We start from the raw sequence: 18,521 nt of genomic DNA on the forward strand, positions 1-18,521 counted from the left end.
GATGGCGCCGGCCCACGGGAAAACGGCGGTTCCGGGCCGGCGGCCCTCGCGCACCACCTCCGCCAGCCCACGCCACCCAGCACCCGACGTGGCCCCGGCACCGGAACGGACACGTCGGATCGTCCGGCCCACCCGGGCTCAGCTCGCACTGGGCGCGCGGTTCGCCGCAACGGCAGGCGACGCCGCAGGAGCGGTGGTCGCCCCGGACGCCTGGGCCCGCGGAAAACGGCGGCTCCGGGCCGGCAGCCCTCGCGCACCACCTCCGCAAGGGCCCGCAAGCCCGCGCCGCCCGGCACCGGCCCTGACCGGTACCGGGACGGACACGGCGGATCATCCGGCCCGCCGGGGCTGATCTCGCACTGGGCGCGGAGTTCGCCACAAGAGCGGTGGTCGCCCCGGGCGCGGCCGGGCTCGCACCATCAGTCACACCCGGCGCCGGGGCCCGCGAAGAAACGACGGTTCCACGGCGGTGGCCCACCGCGAACATCACCTCCGCGAAGGCCCCCCGCCCACACCACCCACCGTCGCCGACGCGTTGCCCGTCCCGGTACCGGTACTGGGACGGGCAGCGCGGCGGATCGTCCGGCCCGCCCGGACTCAGCTCGCGCTGGGCGCGGGGTTCGCCCCGGTGGCGGGCGGCGCCGCGGGCGCGGTGGTCGCACCGGGCGCGGTGGTCGCACCGGGCGCGGCCGGGCTCGCACCGTCAGTCGCACCGGGCGCCGGGGTGGCAGCCGGGGCCGCAGGAGTGTCGGTGGCACCGGGGGTACCGGGGGCCGCCGGAGTCGTGGCCGCGCCGCCCGGCGCCGGGGTGCCACTCGCGCCGGCACCCGCGCCACCGGTGGCACCCGCGGTCGGGGCGGTCGTCGAGGACGGCTTGCAGCCCTCCTGCTTGGCCATCGCCGCGCCGAGGTCGCCGCGCTGGAGCTTGCTCTGCGCCTGGGTGGAGAGCGAGGCCAGCTGCTGCACCTGGTCGGCCACGCTGCGCAGCCCGTCGGCGAACTTGGCCTGGTCGGTGTTGGGCAGCGCGTCCAGCTTCTTCTGGACCTCCACGTAGCCGTCGGCCGCCTTCTTCAGCTCGTCGACGGTGTCCTTCTGGAGGGCCGCACCGTCCTGCACCTTGGGCGCCCCGGCCGCGTCGATGGCGGCGGCTATGTCCTGGTTGGTCTTGGCCAACCGTCCGATGTCCGTGGAGAGCCGCTTCTGGAGGTCGGCCGGGGCCTCGCCGGTCTTCACCTGGCCGGTGTCGGCGAGCGCGGCCTGTGCCTGGGCGATCGGGTCCTTGGCCGCGCCGCAGACGGTCGACGCCCAGGACTCCAGCTGCTTGCTGTTGTTGTCGTCGCCGCCGCAGCCGACGGCACCGAACGCGAGCAGCACGCCGAGGGCGGGTACGGCCAGCAGTCGCTTGTTCACCGGGAGAGGCCTTTCGGTTTCGGTCGTCATCGGTCGTCGAACCTACACGGCCGGTGTCCGTCCCCCGGTTTCCTGCCCCTGTTGCCCGCCCGTCGGCCGAGCCCCGACCGAGCCGCGTCCGCGGCGGCACCCGGGCATCCTCGTCCAGCGCGCCGGAGGTGGCCACGGGCGTGGGCGGTGCATCGGGCCCGGACATGCCGGAACCGGTGAATCGCCGGGATCACCGAGTTGTCACCGCATGCCCGGGGAGCGGGCTCCGGCCCCCGGCATCGCGAGGGAACGAGGGAGCGCGGAAACAACAAGGGAGCGCGGAAACACGGACACGCGGAAACGCGGAACGCCGAACTCGGGAAAGGCGCCTCAGACAGCGACGGAAGCGACCGAAACCGGCCAGCTCATCCGGATCAGGCCACCGTCCGTGCCGTTGGTGACCTCCAGGTCCTCGACCAGGCCGGTGATCACCGCGATGCCCAGGGTGTCCTCGTCCGGCTCGCCGCCCTCGGCGTCGCCGGAGGCCGGGACGGCGGCAGGGCCAGCCTCGTCCTCGACCTCGATGAGGAAACGCTTCTCCTGATCGATCAGCGCGACCCTGACCGCGCCGCCGATGCCTCCGCGCTGGTGCAGCCCGACCGCACGGGAGCAGGCCTCACCGACCGCGAGCCGCACCTCGTCGAGCACCGACTCGTCGACCCCGGCCCGTCTGGCGACGGCCGCGGCGACCAGCCTGGCCGTCCGCACGTGCTCGGGAAGCGCGCTGAATCGAAGTTCGACGGTTGCCATCTCTCCCCCTCGGGGTGCTCCGACCGGGGCCGGAGGTCCGGCCCCTGCGGGCCGGCGGAACCGGCCCAGAGGCGCCCAGGGGACGCCGGGCCACACGGGCCCGGACACCCGGACGCGAGGTAACGAGCTGGGCCGGCCGCACGGACCGGCCCGGCCGCGTCAGTCGGTCGCCTGGACCGCGTCGTCCACCGACGTGTGGATCGGGAAGACCTTGGTCAGGCCGGTGATGCGGAAGATCTTCAGGATGCGCTCCTGGTTGCAGACGAGGCGCAGCGAGCCCTCGTGAGCGCGCACCCGCTTCAGACCGCCCACCAGCACACCGAGGCCGGTCGAGTCGAGGAAGTCAACGCCCTCCATGTCGACGACGAGGTGGTACTTGCCGTCGTTGACGAGCTCGACCAGCTGCTCCCGCAGCTTCGGGGCGGTGTACACATCGATCTCGCCGCCAACCTCGACGACAGTACGATCGCCGACTGAACGGGTCGACAGGGACAGGTCCACGGAACCTCCAGCACCTTGCCTTGCTACGTCATGTGCGATCCTCGGCCGGACGGCCGCCACCGCATGGTCGCGAGCCCGGGCGCGCCCAGCCAACGCGTGGCAAGCCTCAGCGCTGCGACCCACGGCCATACGGCCGTCACGGCCACATTCAACCACCTGCGACCATGCCCGCACGATGGCTTACGACGATTCTCCGTCACGCCGGTGACACACTGGGTCCTCATGCCGCCCCGACACAGCCCGCCCGAGGCACTGCTCACGACCCTGGCCACCAGCCGGGGGCGGTCCGACCGGCTCACCCATACGGAGCACCTTCCCGCTCGGCCCGCACGTTATTCACCGTGGCCCGACTCGATCCGTCCGGAGGTGGTGGCCGCGGCGCGCGCCGTCGGGGTGGAACAGCCGTGGGCGCACCAGGCAGAAGCGATGAACCTGGCCAAAAGCGGCCAGACTGTGGTGATCGCCACAGGCACCGCCTCGGGCAAGTCGCTGGGTTACCTGGCCCCGTTGCTCAGCGACCTGCTGGACGGCACCGAGGCCCGCAACGGCCGCGGCGCCACCGCGCTCTACCTGGCCCCGACCAAGGCGCTCGCCGCCGACCAGCGCCGCCGGGCCGCCGAACTCGCCCCGCCGAGGGTCCGCGCCGCCCTGTACGACGGCGACACCCCGCCCGAGGAGCGCGAGTGGGTCCGCCAGTACGCCTCCTACGTGCTCACCAACCCGGACATGCTGCACCGGGGCATCCTGCCCGGCCACGCCCGCTGGTCCTCCTTCCTCAAGGCGTTGCGCTACGTGGTCGTCGACGAGTGCCACAGCTACCGGGGCGTGTTCGGCTCGCACGTCGCCCAGGTGCTGCGGCGGCTGCGCCGCATCTGCGCCCGTTACGGTTCGTCACCCACCTTCCTGCTGGCCTCCGCCACCACCGCCGACCCGGCCGCGACCGCCCGGCGGCTGACCGGCCTGCCCGCCGTGGCCGTCACCGAGGACGCCTCGCCGCGCGGGCCGATGGTCTTCGGCCTCTGGGAACCGCCGCTGACCGAGAACGTCGGCGAGCACGGCGCGCCCGTGCGCCGCACCGCGACCGCCGAAGCCGCGCACCTGCTGACCGACCTGGTCGAGCGGGAGACCCGCACCGTCGTCTTCGTGCGCTCCCGGCGGGCTGCCGAGCTCGTCGCACTCCAGGCCCAGGACCAGCTCGGCCGTCCGCTCGCCGGACGGGTGGCCGCCTACCGCGGCGGCTACCTCGCCGACGAACGCCGGGCCCTGGAGCGCGACTTGCACACCGGCCGACTGCTCGGCCTCGCCTCCACCTCCGCTCTCGAACTCGGCGTCGACATCTCCGGTCTCGACGCCGTCCTGATGGCCGGCTACCCCGGCACCAGGGCCTCGCTCTGGCAGCAGGCGGGCCGGGCGGGCCGGGAGGCCCAGGGCGCGCTCGCCGTCCTGATCGCCCGGGACGACCCGCTGGACACCTACCTGGTGCACCACCCGGAGGCGCTGTTCGCGGCCCCCGTCGAGGCCACCGTGCTCGACCCCGACAACCCGCACGTGCTCGCCCCGCACCTGTGCGCGGCCGCCGCCGAACTCCCGCTCGCCGAGGCCGACCTGGAGCTCTTCGGGCCTTCCACCGAGCCGCTGCTGCCTGTTCTGGAACGGCGCGGCCTGCTGCGCCGGCGCGGCGACGGCTCCTGGTACTGGACCCGCCGCGAGCGCGCGGCCGACGCGGTGGACCTGCGCGGCAGCGGCGGCAGCCCGGTGCAGATCGTCGAGGCCGACACCGGCCGGCTGCTCGGCACAGTGGACGCCGCGGCCGCCCACACCACCGTCCACACCGGGGCCGTCCACCTGCACCAGGGCCGCACATACCTGGTCAGGGAGTTCGACCTGGAGAACTCCGTGGCGCTGGTCGAACCGGCCGACCCTCCGTACACCACGGCCGCCCGCGACATCACCTCCATCTCCGTCCTCGACACCGACACCACCGTGGACTGGGGCGAGGGCCGGCTCTGTTTCGGCTCGGTGGAGGTGGTCAACCAGGTGGTCGGCTACCTCCGCAAGCGGATCTCCACCGGGGAGATCATGGGCGAGACCAAGCTCGACCTGCCGCCCCGCACGCTGCGCACCCGCGCGGTCTGGTGGACCGTCACCGAGGACCAGCTGCTCGACGCGGACATCCCGCCCGACCAGCTGCCCGGCGCCGCCCACGCCGCCGAACACGCCTCGATCGGCCTGCTGCCACTGTTCGCCACCTGTGACCGGTGGGACATCGGTGGCGTGTCCGTCCCGCTGCACCCGGACACCGGGCTGCCGACCGTGTTCGTCTACGACGGCCACCCGGGCGGGGCCGGCTTCGCCGAACGCGGCTTCCAGCGGGCCGTCGAGTGGCTGACGGCCACCCGGACGGCGATCGCCTCCTGCGAGTGCGAGCGCGGCTGCCCGTCCTGCGTCCAGTCACCCAAGTGCGGCAACGGGAACGACCCGCTGGACAAGGCCGCCGCCGTCCGGCTCCTGGACATCCTGCTGGCCGGAGCACCCGGCGCCGCCGAGGCACCGGACGACGGACCGCAGCCGGACGGCGGGCGAAAGCCCGCGGCGGACGAGCCGGAGGCGCCCTCGGGACCGGACGGTGGAGCGCCGGCCGGTTCATGAGGCCGCCGCCGCTGCGCTCGGATCCCCGGCCGGGGATCCGGCCGGCCCGTCGCCCGGGGCGTCCTCGGGGCCGGTGACCGGAGCCCGTACCGGCCCGGCTCGGGCGCTCGCCCGGGCCGGGCCGATCGGCACTCGGGCCGGGAGCCCGCGGACCTCCGCCTCGGCCACCACCTCGACGGCGTCCGCCGACCGGTCGACCGCGCAGGACACCAGCCCGGCGCCCTGTGCGGCGGCGATCCCGGCGGCCCGGCCGCAGCCGCCGTCCTGGTCCAGCAGCAGCCGGTCCGCGGCGGCGAGGGCCGCGAGGTCGGCCGCCGACTCAGCCCGGTGCCGAGCGGCGACCACCGAGCCGACCGCGAGTGTCCCGGCGAACACCGCCGTGCCCGACATCGCCAGGGCGAGCAGCCAGACCGTCGCCGAGCCGGCGTCCGGCCCTCGTCCGCCCAGCGCCGCCGCTCGGGCCGCACGAGTGCGCAGCACCCGCTCCGCCGTCTCCCGCAGCCCGGTCAGGACGGCCATGGGCCACCACCGCCCTCCGTGGCCGCCACCAGGACGTCCTCCCGCGCCGCCACGGCCGCCGCACCGAGCCGGACGGCCAACAACTCGCCGAGTCTGCCCGGCCCCGCGCACGGCGCCTCCACGTCGACCCGGACCGTGTCGGCCGCCACGGCCACCCGGACCTGTGCGCCCGGCGGGGCCGCCGCGCGGGCGAGTTCGGCGGCATTCACCTCCCCGCGCGCGGCCGCCCTGGCGCCGACCCGGGCGGCGTCCACGCAGCGGATCTGTGCGGCCGCCGCGAGCACGCCCCAGATCAGCATCGCCGCGAGCAGGACGAGTGCCGGCAGCGCCACCGCCGTCTCCGCCGTCACGAAGCCCGCGTCGCCGCGCCGCCCCGGGCGCAGCGACCAAGCCCGGCGGGCGCCGCCCTCCCCCGCGCGGCCCCGGCCTGTGTACGGGCCCCCACCACCCGCCCGGAGCGCGGGCGGGGCGGGGTCGGGGTGTCCGCCTCGCACGGCGGGGGCGGGGCCGCCCATCGCCCGCCGGGCCAACAGAAGTCGGCGGCCGACGCCAACCGCGCCCCAAGGCTTCCCGGCTCTAGGCCGCATGGAGCGCCCGCACCAGCATGTCGGTCAGCGCACTCGTGATGGCATCGCCGGTCACCACCTTGTACAGCACGGCCGCGAGGGCGCACGCGGCCAGCGTCCCGACGGCGTACTCGGCCGTGGTCATCCCGGCGTCCGAGCGGCCCCGAAGCCGGGCCACCCTACGCACCCGGCAGGCCGCCCGGCGGCTCCTCCGCCGCCACGTGCTGGCCGACGGGCGGAGCGGACGCCCGGCACCGGGCCCGATCGCGATCACTGCGGTCATGAAACTCTCCTGTCGCTCGATGTCCATCGCTGTCTGTTGCTGCCGGTCGTCGTCTACTGCTGTCCCGCGCCCGGCTCTTGTTCACATCGCCTGGGCGAAGCGGCTGGTGAGGCCGACGACCACCGGCACCACGCCGATCAGGACGAAGGCCGGGAGGAAGCAGAGCCCCAGCGGCGCGGTGGCGAGCACCGCGGCCCGGCGGACCCGGGCGTGGGCCGCCCGGGCGGCCGCCGTGCGCTGCCCCTGGGCCAGCCCGATCAGTGGACCGGCGGCGGGGACACCGCCGAGGCTGCTGCGCTCCAGGCAACGGGCCAGCGGCGCCAGCGACGGGTGCTGCTCTCCCAGTCGGTGCCAGCACAGCTCCGGCGGGGCGCCCAGGGCCAGTTCGGCCCCGATCGCCACCAGCCGGGCCCCCAGTGGCGCCCCCACGCTCCGGCCCACCGCCGACACGGCTTCCGAGGGCAGCGCCGCCGAGCCGAGGCAGGCGGCCAACAGCTCGGCCCCCAGGGGGAGTTGCCTCGTCAGAAGCTCCTCCTCGCGGACCGCCTTGCGATCGCCCGTCGACGGCACCCGGGCCGACCACCGGTGGACGCCCACCGCCAGCAGCGCCCCGACGGCCAGCCCGGTGCCGCCACCGAGCAGTGCCGTCGCCGCGAGCCCGACGACGACCGCCGCCACCGCCTGCCTCCGACGCCCAACCCCCAAGGCCGTCAGCCCGGTTCGATTCCGAGCCTCCTGCCGCTCGCGGGCCCGGGCGAACACCCCTCGGCGCCTCACCCGGCCGCACACCCACGCCCACCCCAGGACAGCCGCACCCGCCGGGAGGACGGCCGCCGCCCACTCGATGCCCCGGATCACCCCGCCCCCGCCCCGAGCACTCGTGCGCGCACCCGAGACAACCCGCAGTGCCGCTCGCCCGCCCGAGGAACCGGTGCGACACGGTCGGCGAGTCGACGCCGCCCGCCCCGCCCCGGGGGCTCCTCCAGCGCCCCTCGGGCCGCAGCCCGGACGATGCGCGCCGTCCAGAGCACACCCAGCCCCTCCAGGACCGCCCCCACCACGAGGCAGCCCAGCCCGGACGGGGTGTGCAACAGGACCTCCAGCGGACGCGCCCCGAGCGCGGCACCGAGGAACAGTCCGACGCCCGGCAAGGCGGCCAGGACGGCGATCGTCGCGCGCGGCCCGGCCAGTTCCCCGGCGATCTCCTCCGCGAGTGCCCGCTCGCCGCGCAGCGCCTCCGCGACCCGGTCCAGGGCGGCGGCCAGCCCCGACCCGCTGTCCGCGGCCACCCGCCAGCAGGCCGCGATGGCCGCGGCCCCACGACCGCCCGGCAGTTCGGCCAGCAGATGCAGCGCGGCGGGCACGTCTCCGCCGTACCGGCCCGTCGCCAATCGGGCCACCGGCTCCTCGCCGAGCCTGCGCAGCGCCTCCGGGGCGGCGGCGAGCCGCTCGGTGACCAGGTGCAGCGCCTGTTCCGGCGTCGCCCCGCCACGCAACTCCCCTGCCAGGCCCGCACAGAGGTCCACCACGGCCGCGGCCCGGTGCCCGGCCTCCGCCGCCAGGCGTCGCCGCAGCCGCCAGCTGCGCAGTGGCAGGACGGCCAGGACTGCCGCGAGCGCCGGCACCGCCGAGGCGGTGGCCTGCCCGGCAGCCAACCCCAGCGGCAGGAGCAGGAGTTCGGGCGCCAGGAACTCCGGCAACCGACCCCGGCCCCGACCCCGAACAATCCGCCTCTGCCCTTGGCCCCGCTCCACGCCCTCCGGGCCCGACCACCGCACCGGAGGCCCACTGCCCGCCAACACCAGCCTGGAGCGTCGCCCACCCGGCAACTGCTCCTGCACCGCCCGCCACGCGGCGGCGGCCACCAGACACAGCACCACCGTCCAGCACAGCACGATCTGACCCTGCGTCACATCGATCACCTCCGTTGCCTCCAGTCCTTCCGGCCCCGACCGCCGAGCAGCACCAGGGCGCCCACGGCGCACCCGCCCAGCAGCAGGGCAAAGACGAGTTCCACCACCCGCACGTCCGCGCCGACCGCCCTCGCCGCCGCCGCGATCACGACCGCCCCGGCCCGAGCGACACCCCGCGCGCCGCCAGCAGTCCGACCAGCCGCGCCCAACCCGCACCGGGACGCATACCGCCGGCCGCCGGGAAGGCCACGGCGGGTGTGGTCACGGCCGAGCCGTCCCCCGCCCCGGCCAACGTGTGGACCTCCGCCACCCGGCGCCGCCCCGAACCCGGATCGCGGACCAGGTGCACCACCACGTCCAGTGCGGCCCGCAGTTGGCTGTGCAGCGCCGCGCGGTCGAGACCGGCGAGCGCGCCCAGGGCCTCCAGCCGGACCGGCACGTCCGCCGCCGTGTTGGCGTGGACCGTGCCGCAGCCGCCCTCGTGCCCGGTGTTCAGCGCGGCCAGCAGGTCCGACACCTCGGGCCCGCGGACCTCGCCGATCACCAGCCGGTCCGGGCGCATCCGCAGCGCCTGGCGAACGAGGTCGCGCAGGGTGAACTCGCCCAGCCCCTCCTGGTTGGGCGGCCGGCCCTGGAGCCGGACCACGTGCGGATGGGCCGGTCGCAGCTCGGCGGAGTCCTCGGCGACCACGATCCGCTCGTCCGGCCCGACCAGGCCGAGCAGGGCTGACAGGAGCGTGGTCTTCCCCGAGCCCGTCCCACCGGACACCAGCAGGGACAGCCGGGCCCGCACGATGCCCGCGAGCAACTCCGCACCCTCCGGTGGAAGCGACCCTCCCGCCACCAACTCGTCGAGCGTGAACGGCCGGGAGCGGCAGACCCGCAGCGAGATGTGCGTGCAGCCGGCCGCGATCGGCGGCAGCACCGCGTGCAGCCTGGTGCCGTCCGGCAGCCGGGCGTCCACCCAGGGGCGGGCGTCGTCCAACCGCCGGCCGGCCGCGGTGGCCAGCCGGTGGGCCAGCCGCCGCACCGCCTCGGCGTCGGCGAAGCGGACACCGGTGGCTCGCTGCAGGCCGCCGCCACGGTCGACCCACACCTCCTCCGGACCGTTCACCAGGACGTCCGTGACGTCGGGCGCCGCCAACAGCCGCTCCAGCGGGCCCGCACCCACCAGTTCGGCGCGCAGCGAGCGCACGGTGTCCAGGACTTCGTCCCCACCGAGCGGCGGGCGGGTGGCCCGCAGCGCGGCCGCGACCGAGCCCGCCGTCGGGGCGGCCCCCGACTCGGCCAGTCGCAGCCGGACCGCGTCCACCAGGGCCGCCGTCCGCTGCTCGCGGGCCGTCCGGCCGTACGGGCAGGGCCCGTGCCCGGGCTCCGGCATCACGCCGGGCAGCGGCACGCTCCGCAGCGGCCGGTGCCCCCGCGCACCGCCGTCCTGGCCGGGCGGGCCACCCCGGAGGACCGTTCCACGCAGACGGACCATCAGTAGACACCTCCCCCGACCGCCGGCACCGGCGGCAGCACCTCGTTCAGGAAGCTCGCGCAGAAGCGCGCGAGCGGGCCGCTCTCCCGGATTCCGGGCGGGACACCCTTCACGACGTCCTGGGCCAGGCCCGGCTCCGGCTCCAGCTCCCCCGCCAGCGGCAACCGCAGCCCTCGGACGATCTGCCGGGCCGGCAGCCCGCCGGCCCGCACCGGCCGCACCACGGCCCGCACGTCCCCGAGCCGCATCCGGGCCGCCGCGGCGACGCGGTCGGCAGCGGCCACCGCGCGCAACTCGGCCGACACCACCAGGAGCGCCAGGTCGGACTGCTCCAGCGCCTGCCCCGCGGCCGCGTCGAGGTGACGGGGCACGTCGACCACCACCAGCCCGCCGCGCCGCCTGGAGGCGGCCAGCACGCTGCGCATGGCCTCCGGCGGCACCGTCAGGGTGTCGCCGCGGTCCCAGGAGAGGCAGGACAGCGCGGAGAGCCGCTTGAGCACCGGCAGCGCCCGGGCCAGCTCGGCCCCGCTGACCCGCCCGCGGGAGCCGGCCAGATCGGGCCAGCGCAGCCCGCTGACCCGCTCGCCGCCGAGCAGGATGTCGAGGCCCCCGCCCAGCGGATCGCCGTCCAGCAGCATCGTCCGCCGGCCCGCCCGCGCGGCCGTGACCGCCAGCGCGCACGCCAGGGTCGAGGCCCCGGCCCCGCCCGAGCCGCCGAGCACCGCGACGGTGACCGCCGGGCAGCCGACGCCTTCGGCCGCGTCGGCGATCCGATCGAGCAGCCAGGCCTCGGCGTCGGGCAGGAACAGCACGTGTTCGGCCCCGAGTTGGACGGCTCTGACCCACACCCCGGGGTCGTCCAGGTCCAGCCCGAGCAGCAGCACCCCGCCGCGCCGCCCCAGCGCGGAGCAGCGGACGGCCTGGTCGTCCCCGACCAGGACCAGCGAGGCCCCTTCCCAGAGGGCCCGCGTCGGCGGGGCGCCCCGGACCAGCCTCGGCTCGGTGCCCGCCGCCGCGCAGACCCGCAGCAGGTGCTCGGCCAGGCCCTCGTCCTCGGTGACGATGAGCGGCCCGGCGACCGCGGGGCCCTCGGCGGTGATGTGGTCGGCGATCGGCGTCGACATGGATGCTCCCCTCCGCGCCGCCTGCCACCAGGCCGGCGACGCACGTCGGACGATTCCGGCGGGCGGCCGCCCGACAGGCCTATGAGGGAGGAAGGGGTGAGGCCCTGCCCGGCGACCGCCGCCGGTCATCACGGTGGGGGGAGATCCGGATTCCGTCATCCGGCATTCGATTGCCTGTGGATAACTCGTGGGCTGTGGATGAAAACGTTCACCCGGGCGGGGGGCTAATCGGCGAAGAATTGACGAAAAGGGGTCACCGAGATGAACCGGCGGCCGTCGCACCCCGTTCGACCGATCTCTCCGACCCCCGCCCGCCGCCTCCCGGACACCGCCTCCGGGCGGGCTCGCGACACCGATCGGAACCAGCCGTTCGATCCCCGACAGACATGAGCGAATGGCAACGCAGAGTGACGGAAGTCGATCGGCGGGCCGAGGTGTCGACACCCCCTGTAGGCCGCCGAGGCCACGACGGCGGATCCGCCGCGAGAGGCGTTCAGGCCCTGAAAATGGCCCCGGACGTGCGACGACCCCCGCCGGGGGGGAGAGCGGGGGTCGTCTATCCACAGCCCGGCTCGGGGGGGAGGAGCCGGACCGGGTTAGCACGGTCGCGAACGATCCGTGACTTCCATGGTGTACCCGAGCGGCCAGAAACACAAACCCGCACGCCCGCGAGTACGCCGAATGGCGGGGTGTTTTGCGGCTCCCTCTATCCTCGGTTCCCGTGGACACCACCGAGAACGCCGACGACCACGCCGACGAGTCCCAGGGCGACACCACCGGCCCCGAAGAGCTCCGCCCGCAAGAGCTCCGCCCGCCCGTTCGCCCGAGGCCCGGCGGGCCGCGCACGGCGGCCTTCTTCGACCTCGACAAGACCATCATCGCCAAGTCGAGCGCGCTGGCCTTCAGTCGCCCCTTCTACCAGGGCGGTCTGATCAACCGTCGGGCCGTACTGCGCAGCGCGTACGCCCAGTTCGTCTTCCTGGTCGGCGGCGCCGACCACGACCAGATGGAGAAGATGCGCGAGTACCTCTCCGCACTCACCCGGGGCTGGAACGTCCAGCAGGTCCGCGAGATCGTCGCCGAGACCCTGCACAACCTGATCGACCCGATCATCTACGACGAGGCGGCCTCGCTGATCGAGCAGCACCACGCGGCCGGCCGGGACGTGGTGATCGTCAGCAGCTCCGGCTCCGAGGTGGTCGAGCCGATCGGACGGCTGCTCGGCGCGGACCACGTGATCGCCACCCGGTTGAAGGTCGAGGACGGCTGCTACACCGGCGAGATCGAGTACTACGCCTACGCCGAGAACAAGGCCGCGGCCATCCGGGAGTTGGCCGCGACCGAGGGCTACGACCTGGCCGCCTCGTACGCGTACAGCGACTCCTCCACCGACCTGCCGCTGCTGGAGGCGGTCGGCCACCCGTCGGCGGTCAACCCCGACCGCGCGCTGCGGAAGGAGGCGCAGGCCCGGGAGTGGCCGGTGCTGGTCTTCGACAAGCCGGTGGAACTGCGGCGGCGGCTACCCGAGTTCTCCGCTCCGAGCGGCTCGGTGCTGACCGCCGTGGCGGTCGGGACGGCCGCGGTGACCGCCGGGGTGATCTGGTACCTGGCCCACCGGCGGCGCCCGCTCGCCTGAGGCTCCGAGGCCCACACCTCCGGAATCCTTGGCCAAAACGGGCAATCGGGACAGACTTCTCGTTTCGGGTTCCCCTTTCGCCCGAAACGCGATACAAATGAAGCACGGCCCGCGAGACCCGGTCAGGACCTAAGAGGTCAAACCGACAACGCAGTTCAGGCCCCACGGACCGCACGTACAGATATCCGGGCACCCACATGCAGCCGACCCGCTGTCGGGCCGCCGGACCAGACGAACGGGCAGGATCCCCGTCTGATCGGCACTTCCGGTGCATGCATGGTCACCCGGTATCTGCACCAGCGGCGGCACCCGGCAGGATCAGGTGCCGCCGCATCTTCGTCTCCGCGCGCCTCCGCGGTCCCCGCACGCCCCCACGGTTCCCGCGCGCTTCCCGACGTCCGCACGCCCCTCGCGGGGCGTGCGCGCCGCTCCACGTCCGGCCGCTCAGACCATCCCGCGCTGCATCGCCTCGCAGACCGCCGTGCTCTCCCGCACGCCGAGCCGCAGCGCCCGGCCGCAGTGGGCGATCCAGGCCGCCATCCCGTCCGGGGTGCCCGCCAGGTAGCCGGCCAGGGCCCGGCGGTAGGCGGCGGTGCCGAGCTCCGCCAGGCCGACCTCGGCCGGGCAGATCGACTTCGGGTCGAGCCCCTCGGCGATCAGCACGATCCGCTGGGCGGCCCGCGCGATCACCCCGTTGTGGGTGCCGAACGGCCGCAGCGCGAGCAGTTCGCCGTGCACCACCGAGGCCACGACGAGGGCCGGCGTGCCCACGCCCTGGCCCTCCGCACGCGCCACCAGCAGCCGGGAGAGCTGGTCGAGCCGGGCCGCGACCTCCTCCGCACCGGGCGCCGGCGGCAGCGCGGGCAACGGCCCGTCCGCGGCGTCGACCTCGACGCTCTCCACCGGCTCCAGTTCCAGCGGGAACAGCTCCTCGGCGCCCTCCCCGGCCCGCCGCGGACGACCGGCGGCCGGATCGCCGTCACCGACCGCGAGCAGGTGCAGCCGGGCCAGCACCTGGAGCGGCGAGTGCCGCCAGATGCTGAGCAGCTGGCCAGCCTCGGCGGCGACCCGCAGGGCCGCGCCGACCGTCCGGGCTTCGGGGTCCGCGCCGAAGTCGCTGCGGCGGCGGACCTCCTCCAGCGGCCAGTCGGCCCCGGCCAGGGCCGCCGACGCGCGGGCTCCGCGCAGCGCGGACTCGGAGGTGACCTCGGCCGCGCGGCGGCGCATCACCCGGTGGCCGTAGAGCCGGTCGACGGCCTTGCGCACCTCGGCGACCGCGTCGGGCACCCCGGGGAGCTGGGCCAGCGGGGCGAGGGGATCAGTTCCAGTGCTCACCTACCCGAGAGTAATGAACGGGCCGCCCCTCCCGGAACAGCAACCCCGCATCACCCGTTAGAGGCAATCCTCACTTCCCGCCCCCGGCGAAACCCAAACCCCGGCTAGCATGACCACTATCGGAGACGATAACGATTTCCAACTGGGGAACGCGTCGCGCGCCCTGGGCAGGCGGCCCACCCCGAGGGCCCTGAGCGAGAGCCGGAGTCCCCAGATGAAGATCGCCTTCGTCGGCAAGGGCGGCAGCGGGAAGACCACGCTGTCCGCACTGTTCATCCGCCACCTGGCGGCCATGGGCCGACCGGTCATCGCCGTGGACGCCGACATCAACCAGCACCTGGGCCCGGCCCTCGGCCTGACGGACGACCAGGCCGCAGAACTGCCCTCGCTGGGCAGCCGCCTGCCGGAGATCAAGGAGTACCTGCGCGGCAGCAACCCGCTGATCCGCTCCTCCGACGAGATGATCAAAACCACGCCGCCCGGCCGCGGTTCGCGACTGCTGCGGATCGTCGAGGAGAATCCGGTCTACGCCTCCTGCGCCCGCCCGATCGCGCTGGACGAGGGCTCGGTCCGGCTGCTGGCCACCGGCGCGTTCACCGAGGAGGACCTCGGGGTGGCCTGCTACCACTCCAAGGTCGGCGCGGTGGAGCTGCTGCTCAACCACCTGCTGGACGGCCCGGGCGAGTACCTGGTGACCGACATGACGGCGGGCTCGGACTCCTTCGCCTCCGGCCTGTTCACCCGCTTCGACCTGACCTTCCTGGTGGCCGAGCCGACTCGCAAGGGCGTCTCCGTCTACCGCCAGTACAGGGACTACGCCCGCGACTTCGGCGTGCGACTGAAGGTCATCGGCAACAAGGTGCAGGGCCCGGACGACCTGGCCTTCCTGCGCCGCGAGGTCGGCGACGACCTGCTCACCACCTTCGGGCAGTCGGACTGGGTGCGCCGCCTGGAGCAGGGCGCCGAACCGCCGCTGAAGTCCCTGGAGCCGGCCAACCGGACGGTGCTGGAGGAGCTGCGGATCGAGGCCGACGCGGCGTACGGACGGCGGGACGCCCGCCGCTACACCGAGCAGGCGGTGCTCTTCCACCGCCGCAACGCGGAGAGTTGGGCCAACTCCAAGGTCGGCATCGACCTCGCGACCCAGGTGGACGAGGACTTCGTCCTGGGCGGGCTCGCGGACGACGGCGAGCGCACGGCCCCGGCGGGCGCCCACGTCTGACCGGCACCGCCACGGCCGAACGGGCCGCGGCCTCCCCACCCCGGGGAGGCCGCGGCCCGTCCCTTGTGCCCGGGCGCGTCCACACGCCGCCACGCTCCCGAGGCCGGCCGACCCACCGCCACCAGCAGATTCCCGACCGTTCGGCCACCACCCATTGGAGTGAACCAGGGGGTTTTCCACTTCCCTCCCGGAACCACGCTGTGCAAAGCTTTCATTACCCTCGGTTTACCGAGTCTTGATGGTTCGTCCGGCGGCCCCGGTGAGACGTCCCGCACCTCGCCCGGAGTCCTGGCGGGCCTGATGGTCAACGCCGGCCGGTGGCGCCCGCACTCCCCCGCCGCGCCCACGCCATCCCGCCACACCGTCGCGCCCACGACAGCCGATCCGCCCCGGAGCCCCACCCCCCGGACTCACCGCCGGACCTGACTGCGTTCGCTCCCCCGGACAGACGGGAAGACAATGACCCTCGACATCTCCAGTGCCCCCATCGCCTCCGACACCACCGACCACGCACCGCCGGGCCCCGGCCCCCGGATCCGCTGGGCCCAGGACCTCTCCGCCTCCCTCGTGGTCTTCCTCATCGCCGTGCCGTTCTCCCTCGGCATCGCGCTCGCCACCGGCGCCCCGCTCACCGCTGGGCTGGCCGCCGCGGCCGTGGGCGGGATCGTCGCCGGGCTGTTCGGCGGCACACCGCTCCAGGTCAGCGGTCCCTCCGCGGCGCTGACGGTGATCACCGCCGGGCTGATCGCCCAGTACGGCTGGCAGGCCACCTGCGCCGTCACCGTCGCCGTCGGCCTGCTCCAACTCCTGCTCGGCGCACGCCGGGTGGCCCGGACGGCGCTCGCCGTCTCGCCCGCGATCGTGCACGGCATGCTGGCCGGCGTCGGGATCACCATCGCCGTCGCGCAGCTGCACGTCGTCCTCGGCGGCTCGCCGCAGAGCTCCACGATCGCCAACCTCCTAGCCCTTCCCGGGCAGTTGGCCGGCCCGCACCCGCCGGCGCTGCTGGCCGGCGCGGTGACGGTGGCCGTCCTGCTCGGCTGGCCCCGGCTCGGCCGACTGCCGGGCCGCGCGGGCGAGTTCGGCGCCCGGCTGGCCAAGGTGCCCGGTCCGCTGGCCGGGGTCGCGCTGGCCACCGCGCTCGTGTTCACCCTGGACCTGCGGCTCGCCCGGATCGAACTGCCCGCCTGGCGGCCGCAGGCGTTCCTGCCCGCGCTGCCGCACGGCCCGGTGCTCGGGCTGCTCGCCGCCGTCCTCACCGTCACCGCGGTCGCCAGCGTGGAGTCGCTGCTGTCCGCCGTCGCGATCGACCGGATGTCCCGCCGCACCGGCGACCTCGACCGCGAACTGCGCGGCCAGGGCCTCGCGAACCTGGCGAGCGGCCTGGTCGGCGGACTGCCGGTCGCCGGCGGCGCGGTGCGCGGCACCGCCAACGTACGGGCCGGCGGCCAGACCAGGTGGGCCTCGGTACTGCACGGCGTCTGGGTGCTGGCCGCCGCACTGGCGCTGACCGGCGGGCTGCGCCGGATCCCGCTGGCCGCGCTCGCCGCGCTGGTGCTGGCGGTCGGGCTGCAGATGGTGAATTTCGCGCACATCCGCAAGGTGCACCGGCACCGCGAGTTCCCCGTCTACCTGATCACCGTGCTCGGCGTGGTGATCGCCGGCGTGCTGTGGGGCGTCGCGATCGGCGCCGGCACCGCCATACTGCTCGCCCTCTACCGGCTGACCCGCGCCCACGTGGACGTGGAGACCGGCCCCGGCGGCACGGTCACCGTCCACACCCACGGCCCGCTCACCTTCACCACCGTGCCCAGGCTCAGCCGGGCGCTGGCCGGCATCCCGGCCGGAGCCGAGGTCACCGTGGTCCACGACGGCTCCTTCCTGGACCACGCCGCGTACGAGACGCTGCACACCTGGCGGGCCGGGCACCAGAACACGGGCGGCCGGGTCTCACTGGTGACGCGCCGCCAGGACGACGAGGTGCTCGACCCGGACGGCACCGTGCGCGCGGGCAGTTCACCGGGCCCGCACCGCTGCCGGGCCTGGACGCCCTGGGTCGGCCACCACTGCATCGAGCAGCAGGAGGACCCGCACGGCCGACTGCTGGACGGCGTCCGGGTGTTCCAGCTGCACACCGCCCCGCTGATCCGGCCGGAACTCGCCCGGCTGGCGCGCGAGGGGCAGACGCCCTCCCAGCTCTTCCTGACCTGCGCGGACTCCCGGATGGTCACCAGCATGATCACCAACAGCGGTCCGGGCGACCTGTTCACCGTGCGCAACGTGGGCAACCTGGTGCCGGCCCCGCACGAACCCGGCGCGGCGGACGACTCGGTGGCCGCCGCGGTGCAGTACGCGGTCGAGGTACTGGAGGTGCGGTCGATCACGGTCTGCGGCCACTCCGGCTGCGGTGCGATGCAGGCCCTGTTGGACGGCGTGCACGAGCGCCCCGGGCCGCCCACCCCACTGGCCCGCTGGCTGCGCAACGGCCGCGGCTCGCTGGACCGGCTCCGACGCGTCCCGGCGGAGTTCGCCTCCCGGCCCGTGGTGGACGTCGTGGAGCAGCTCTGCATCACCAACGTGGTCCAGCAGTTGGACCAGTTGATGGCGAACCCGGCGGTCGAGCGCCGGGTCGAGGAGGGCACCCTGCGGCTGGTCGGGATGTACTTCGACTTCGCGACGGCCCAGGCCTACGTCCTGGACCGGGCCGCCGGGACGTTCAGCCCGGTCGAGGCCCACCCCGGGAAGCGCCCGAACACCATCGAACGCCACGCCGAGGCCCCGATCGGAACCGACCCCGGCGTCCGACCGAACGCGGCATCGGCCGAACGGGTGAATGAGGACGATCGGGTTCCGGTCGAGGGCAGTGAGGAGGACCCCCGGCTGGCTGCCTGAGAGCCGGGTCCGTGTCCCCGCCGGGCGGGCCGGGGCACGGGCCCACCCGCCCCCGCACGGTCGTCCGGTCCTCCCCGGCGGACCGCACCGGCGGCCGGTCGACCGCCGATCAAAGGTCTACACCAATTCCCAGGAGCCTCTTGTCAACTGCCCCGTTCGCCTGGTGAGCTGTGCGCTGGGACACACGGGACAATCCCCACGCACGGGA

General features: G+C 74.9%; 15 protein-coding genes. 4 read left to right on the forward strand and 11 right to left on the reverse strand.

Annotated features, from left to right (window positions below; translation table 11 throughout):
- Positions 1-597: 597 nt before the first annotated feature.
- From ACGF13_RS02675 to bldG, 3 genes are all read right to left on the reverse strand, one after another.
- Positions 598-1,410 (reverse strand): hypothetical protein, encoded by an 813-nt coding sequence (locus tag ACGF13_RS02675; protein WP_392868183.1) that lies wholly within the window; start codon positions 1,408-1,410, stop codon positions 598-600.
- Positions 1,411-1,770: 360 nt separating this feature from the next.
- Positions 1,771-2,190 carry an ATP-binding protein gene (locus tag ACGF13_RS02680; protein ID WP_392868186.1) on the reverse strand — a complete coding sequence of 140 codons (420 nt, stop codon included), beginning with the start codon at positions 2,188-2,190 and terminating at the stop codon, positions 1,771-1,773.
- Between the two features lie 159 nt (positions 2,191-2,349).
- The gene (gene bldG, locus ACGF13_RS02685) at positions 2,350-2,691 is read right to left on the reverse strand and encodes an anti-sigma factor antagonist BldG (protein WP_316522720.1); all 342 of its coding nucleotides are present in this window, start codon (positions 2,689-2,691) and stop codon (positions 2,350-2,352) included.
- Between the two features lie 222 nt (positions 2,692-2,913).
- On the opposite strand from bldG, the gene ACGF13_RS02690 reads away from it, so the two are divergent.
- Entirely contained in the window at positions 2,914-5,340 is a 2,427-nt protein-coding gene (locus ACGF13_RS02690; RefSeq protein WP_392868189.1) for a DEAD/DEAH box helicase, read from the forward strand.
- Here ACGF13_RS02690 and ACGF13_RS02695 read toward each other — a convergent pair.
- The 7 genes from ACGF13_RS02695 to ssd all read right to left on the reverse strand — a co-directional run bounded on the left by ACGF13_RS02695 (position 5,335) and on the right by ssd (position 11,228).
- Entirely contained in the window at positions 5,335-5,859 is a 525-nt protein-coding gene (locus ACGF13_RS02695) for an Rv3654c family TadE-like protein (RefSeq protein WP_392868191.1), read from the reverse strand. The two genes, ACGF13_RS02690 and ACGF13_RS02695, sit on opposite strands and share 6 nt — an antisense overlap.
- Positions 5,847-6,209: a TadE family type IV pilus minor pilin gene (locus tag ACGF13_RS02700; protein ID WP_392868193.1), complete on the reverse strand. Its 363-nt coding sequence runs from the start codon at positions 6,207-6,209 to the stop codon at positions 5,847-5,849. Before ACGF13_RS02700 ends, ACGF13_RS02695 begins: the two co-directional genes overlap by 13 nt.
- Before the next feature lie 226 nt (positions 6,210-6,435).
- Positions 6,436-6,603, reverse strand: a complete 168-nt coding sequence (locus ACGF13_RS02705) for a DUF4244 domain-containing protein (protein ID WP_392868195.1) — start codon at positions 6,601-6,603, stop codon at positions 6,436-6,438.
- A gap of 186 nt (positions 6,604-6,789) precedes the next feature.
- The gene (locus ACGF13_RS02710; protein ID WP_392868198.1) at positions 6,790-7,386 is read right to left on the reverse strand and encodes a type II secretion system F family protein; all 597 of its coding nucleotides are present in this window, start codon (positions 7,384-7,386) and stop codon (positions 6,790-6,792) included.
- Between the two features lie 176 nt (positions 7,387-7,562).
- Positions 7,563-8,408 (reverse strand): type II secretion system F family protein, encoded by an 846-nt coding sequence (locus tag ACGF13_RS02715; protein WP_392868200.1) that lies wholly within the window; start codon positions 8,406-8,408, stop codon positions 7,563-7,565.
- A gap of 358 nt (positions 8,409-8,766) precedes the next feature.
- Entirely contained in the window at positions 8,767-10,002 is a 1,236-nt protein-coding gene (locus ACGF13_RS02720; RefSeq protein WP_392868772.1) for a TadA family conjugal transfer-associated ATPase, read from the reverse strand.
- 101 nt (positions 10,003-10,103) lie between these two features.
- On the reverse strand, positions 10,104-11,228 hold the full coding sequence (gene ssd, locus ACGF13_RS02725) for a septum site-determining protein Ssd (protein WP_392868203.1): 1,125 nt from the start codon (positions 11,226-11,228) through the stop codon (positions 10,104-10,106).
- 721 nt (positions 11,229-11,949) lie between these two features.
- Here ssd and ACGF13_RS02730 point away from each other — a divergent pair.
- Entirely contained in the window at positions 11,950-12,864 is a 915-nt protein-coding gene (locus tag ACGF13_RS02730; RefSeq protein WP_392868206.1) for an HAD family hydrolase, read from the forward strand.
- Between the two features lie 444 nt (positions 12,865-13,308).
- Here ACGF13_RS02730 and ACGF13_RS02735 read toward each other — a convergent pair whose 3' ends face one another.
- On the reverse strand, positions 13,309-14,199 hold the full coding sequence (locus ACGF13_RS02735) for an oxidoreductase (RefSeq protein ID WP_392868209.1): 891 nt from the start codon (positions 14,197-14,199) through the stop codon (positions 13,309-13,311).
- A 214-nt stretch (positions 14,200-14,413) separates the two neighbouring features.
- On the opposite strand from ACGF13_RS02735, the gene ACGF13_RS02740 reads away from it, so the two are divergent.
- A complete protein-coding gene (locus tag ACGF13_RS02740; protein ID WP_392868212.1) occupies positions 14,414-15,421 on the forward strand; it encodes an ATP-binding protein in 1,008 nt (335 codons plus the stop codon).
- 459 nt (positions 15,422-15,880) lie between these two features.
- Positions 15,881-18,313, forward strand: a complete 2,433-nt coding sequence (locus tag ACGF13_RS02745) for a SulP family inorganic anion transporter (protein WP_392868215.1) — start codon at positions 15,881-15,883, stop codon at positions 18,311-18,313.
- Positions 18,314-18,521: the final 208 nt, after the last annotated feature.

Source organism: Kitasatospora sp. NPDC048286 (assembly GCF_043201735.1).
In the GTDB taxonomy this organism is placed as follows: Bacteria; Actinomycetota; Actinomycetes; order Streptomycetales; family Streptomycetaceae; genus Kitasatospora.

Bases quoted from the DNA above. Each gene is read 5' to 3' on its own strand.
- ACGF13_RS02680 (WP_392868186.1), bottom strand. From the start codon at position 2,190: ATGGCAACCGTCGAACTTCGATTCAGCGCGCTTCCCGAGCACGTGCGG.
- ACGF13_RS02690 (WP_392868189.1), top strand. From the start codon at position 2,914: ATGCCGCCCCGACACAGCCCGCCCGAGGCACTGCTCACGACCCTGGCC.
- ACGF13_RS02745 (WP_392868215.1), top strand. From the start codon at position 15,881: ATGACCCTCGACATCTCCAGTGCCCCCATCGCCTCCGACACCACCGAC.
- ACGF13_RS02720 (WP_392868772.1), bottom strand. From the start codon at position 10,002: ATGCCGGAGCCCGGGCACGGGCCCTGCCCGTACGGCCGGACGGCCCGC.
- ACGF13_RS02695 (WP_392868191.1), bottom strand. From the start codon at position 5,859: ATGGCCGTCCTGACCGGGCTGCGGGAGACGGCGGAGCGGGTGCTGCGC.
- ACGF13_RS02740 (WP_392868212.1), top strand. From the start codon at position 14,414: ATGAAGATCGCCTTCGTCGGCAAGGGCGGCAGCGGGAAGACCACGCTG.
- ssd (WP_392868203.1), bottom strand. From the start codon at position 11,228: ATGTCGACGCCGATCGCCGACCACATCACCGCCGAGGGCCCCGCGGTC.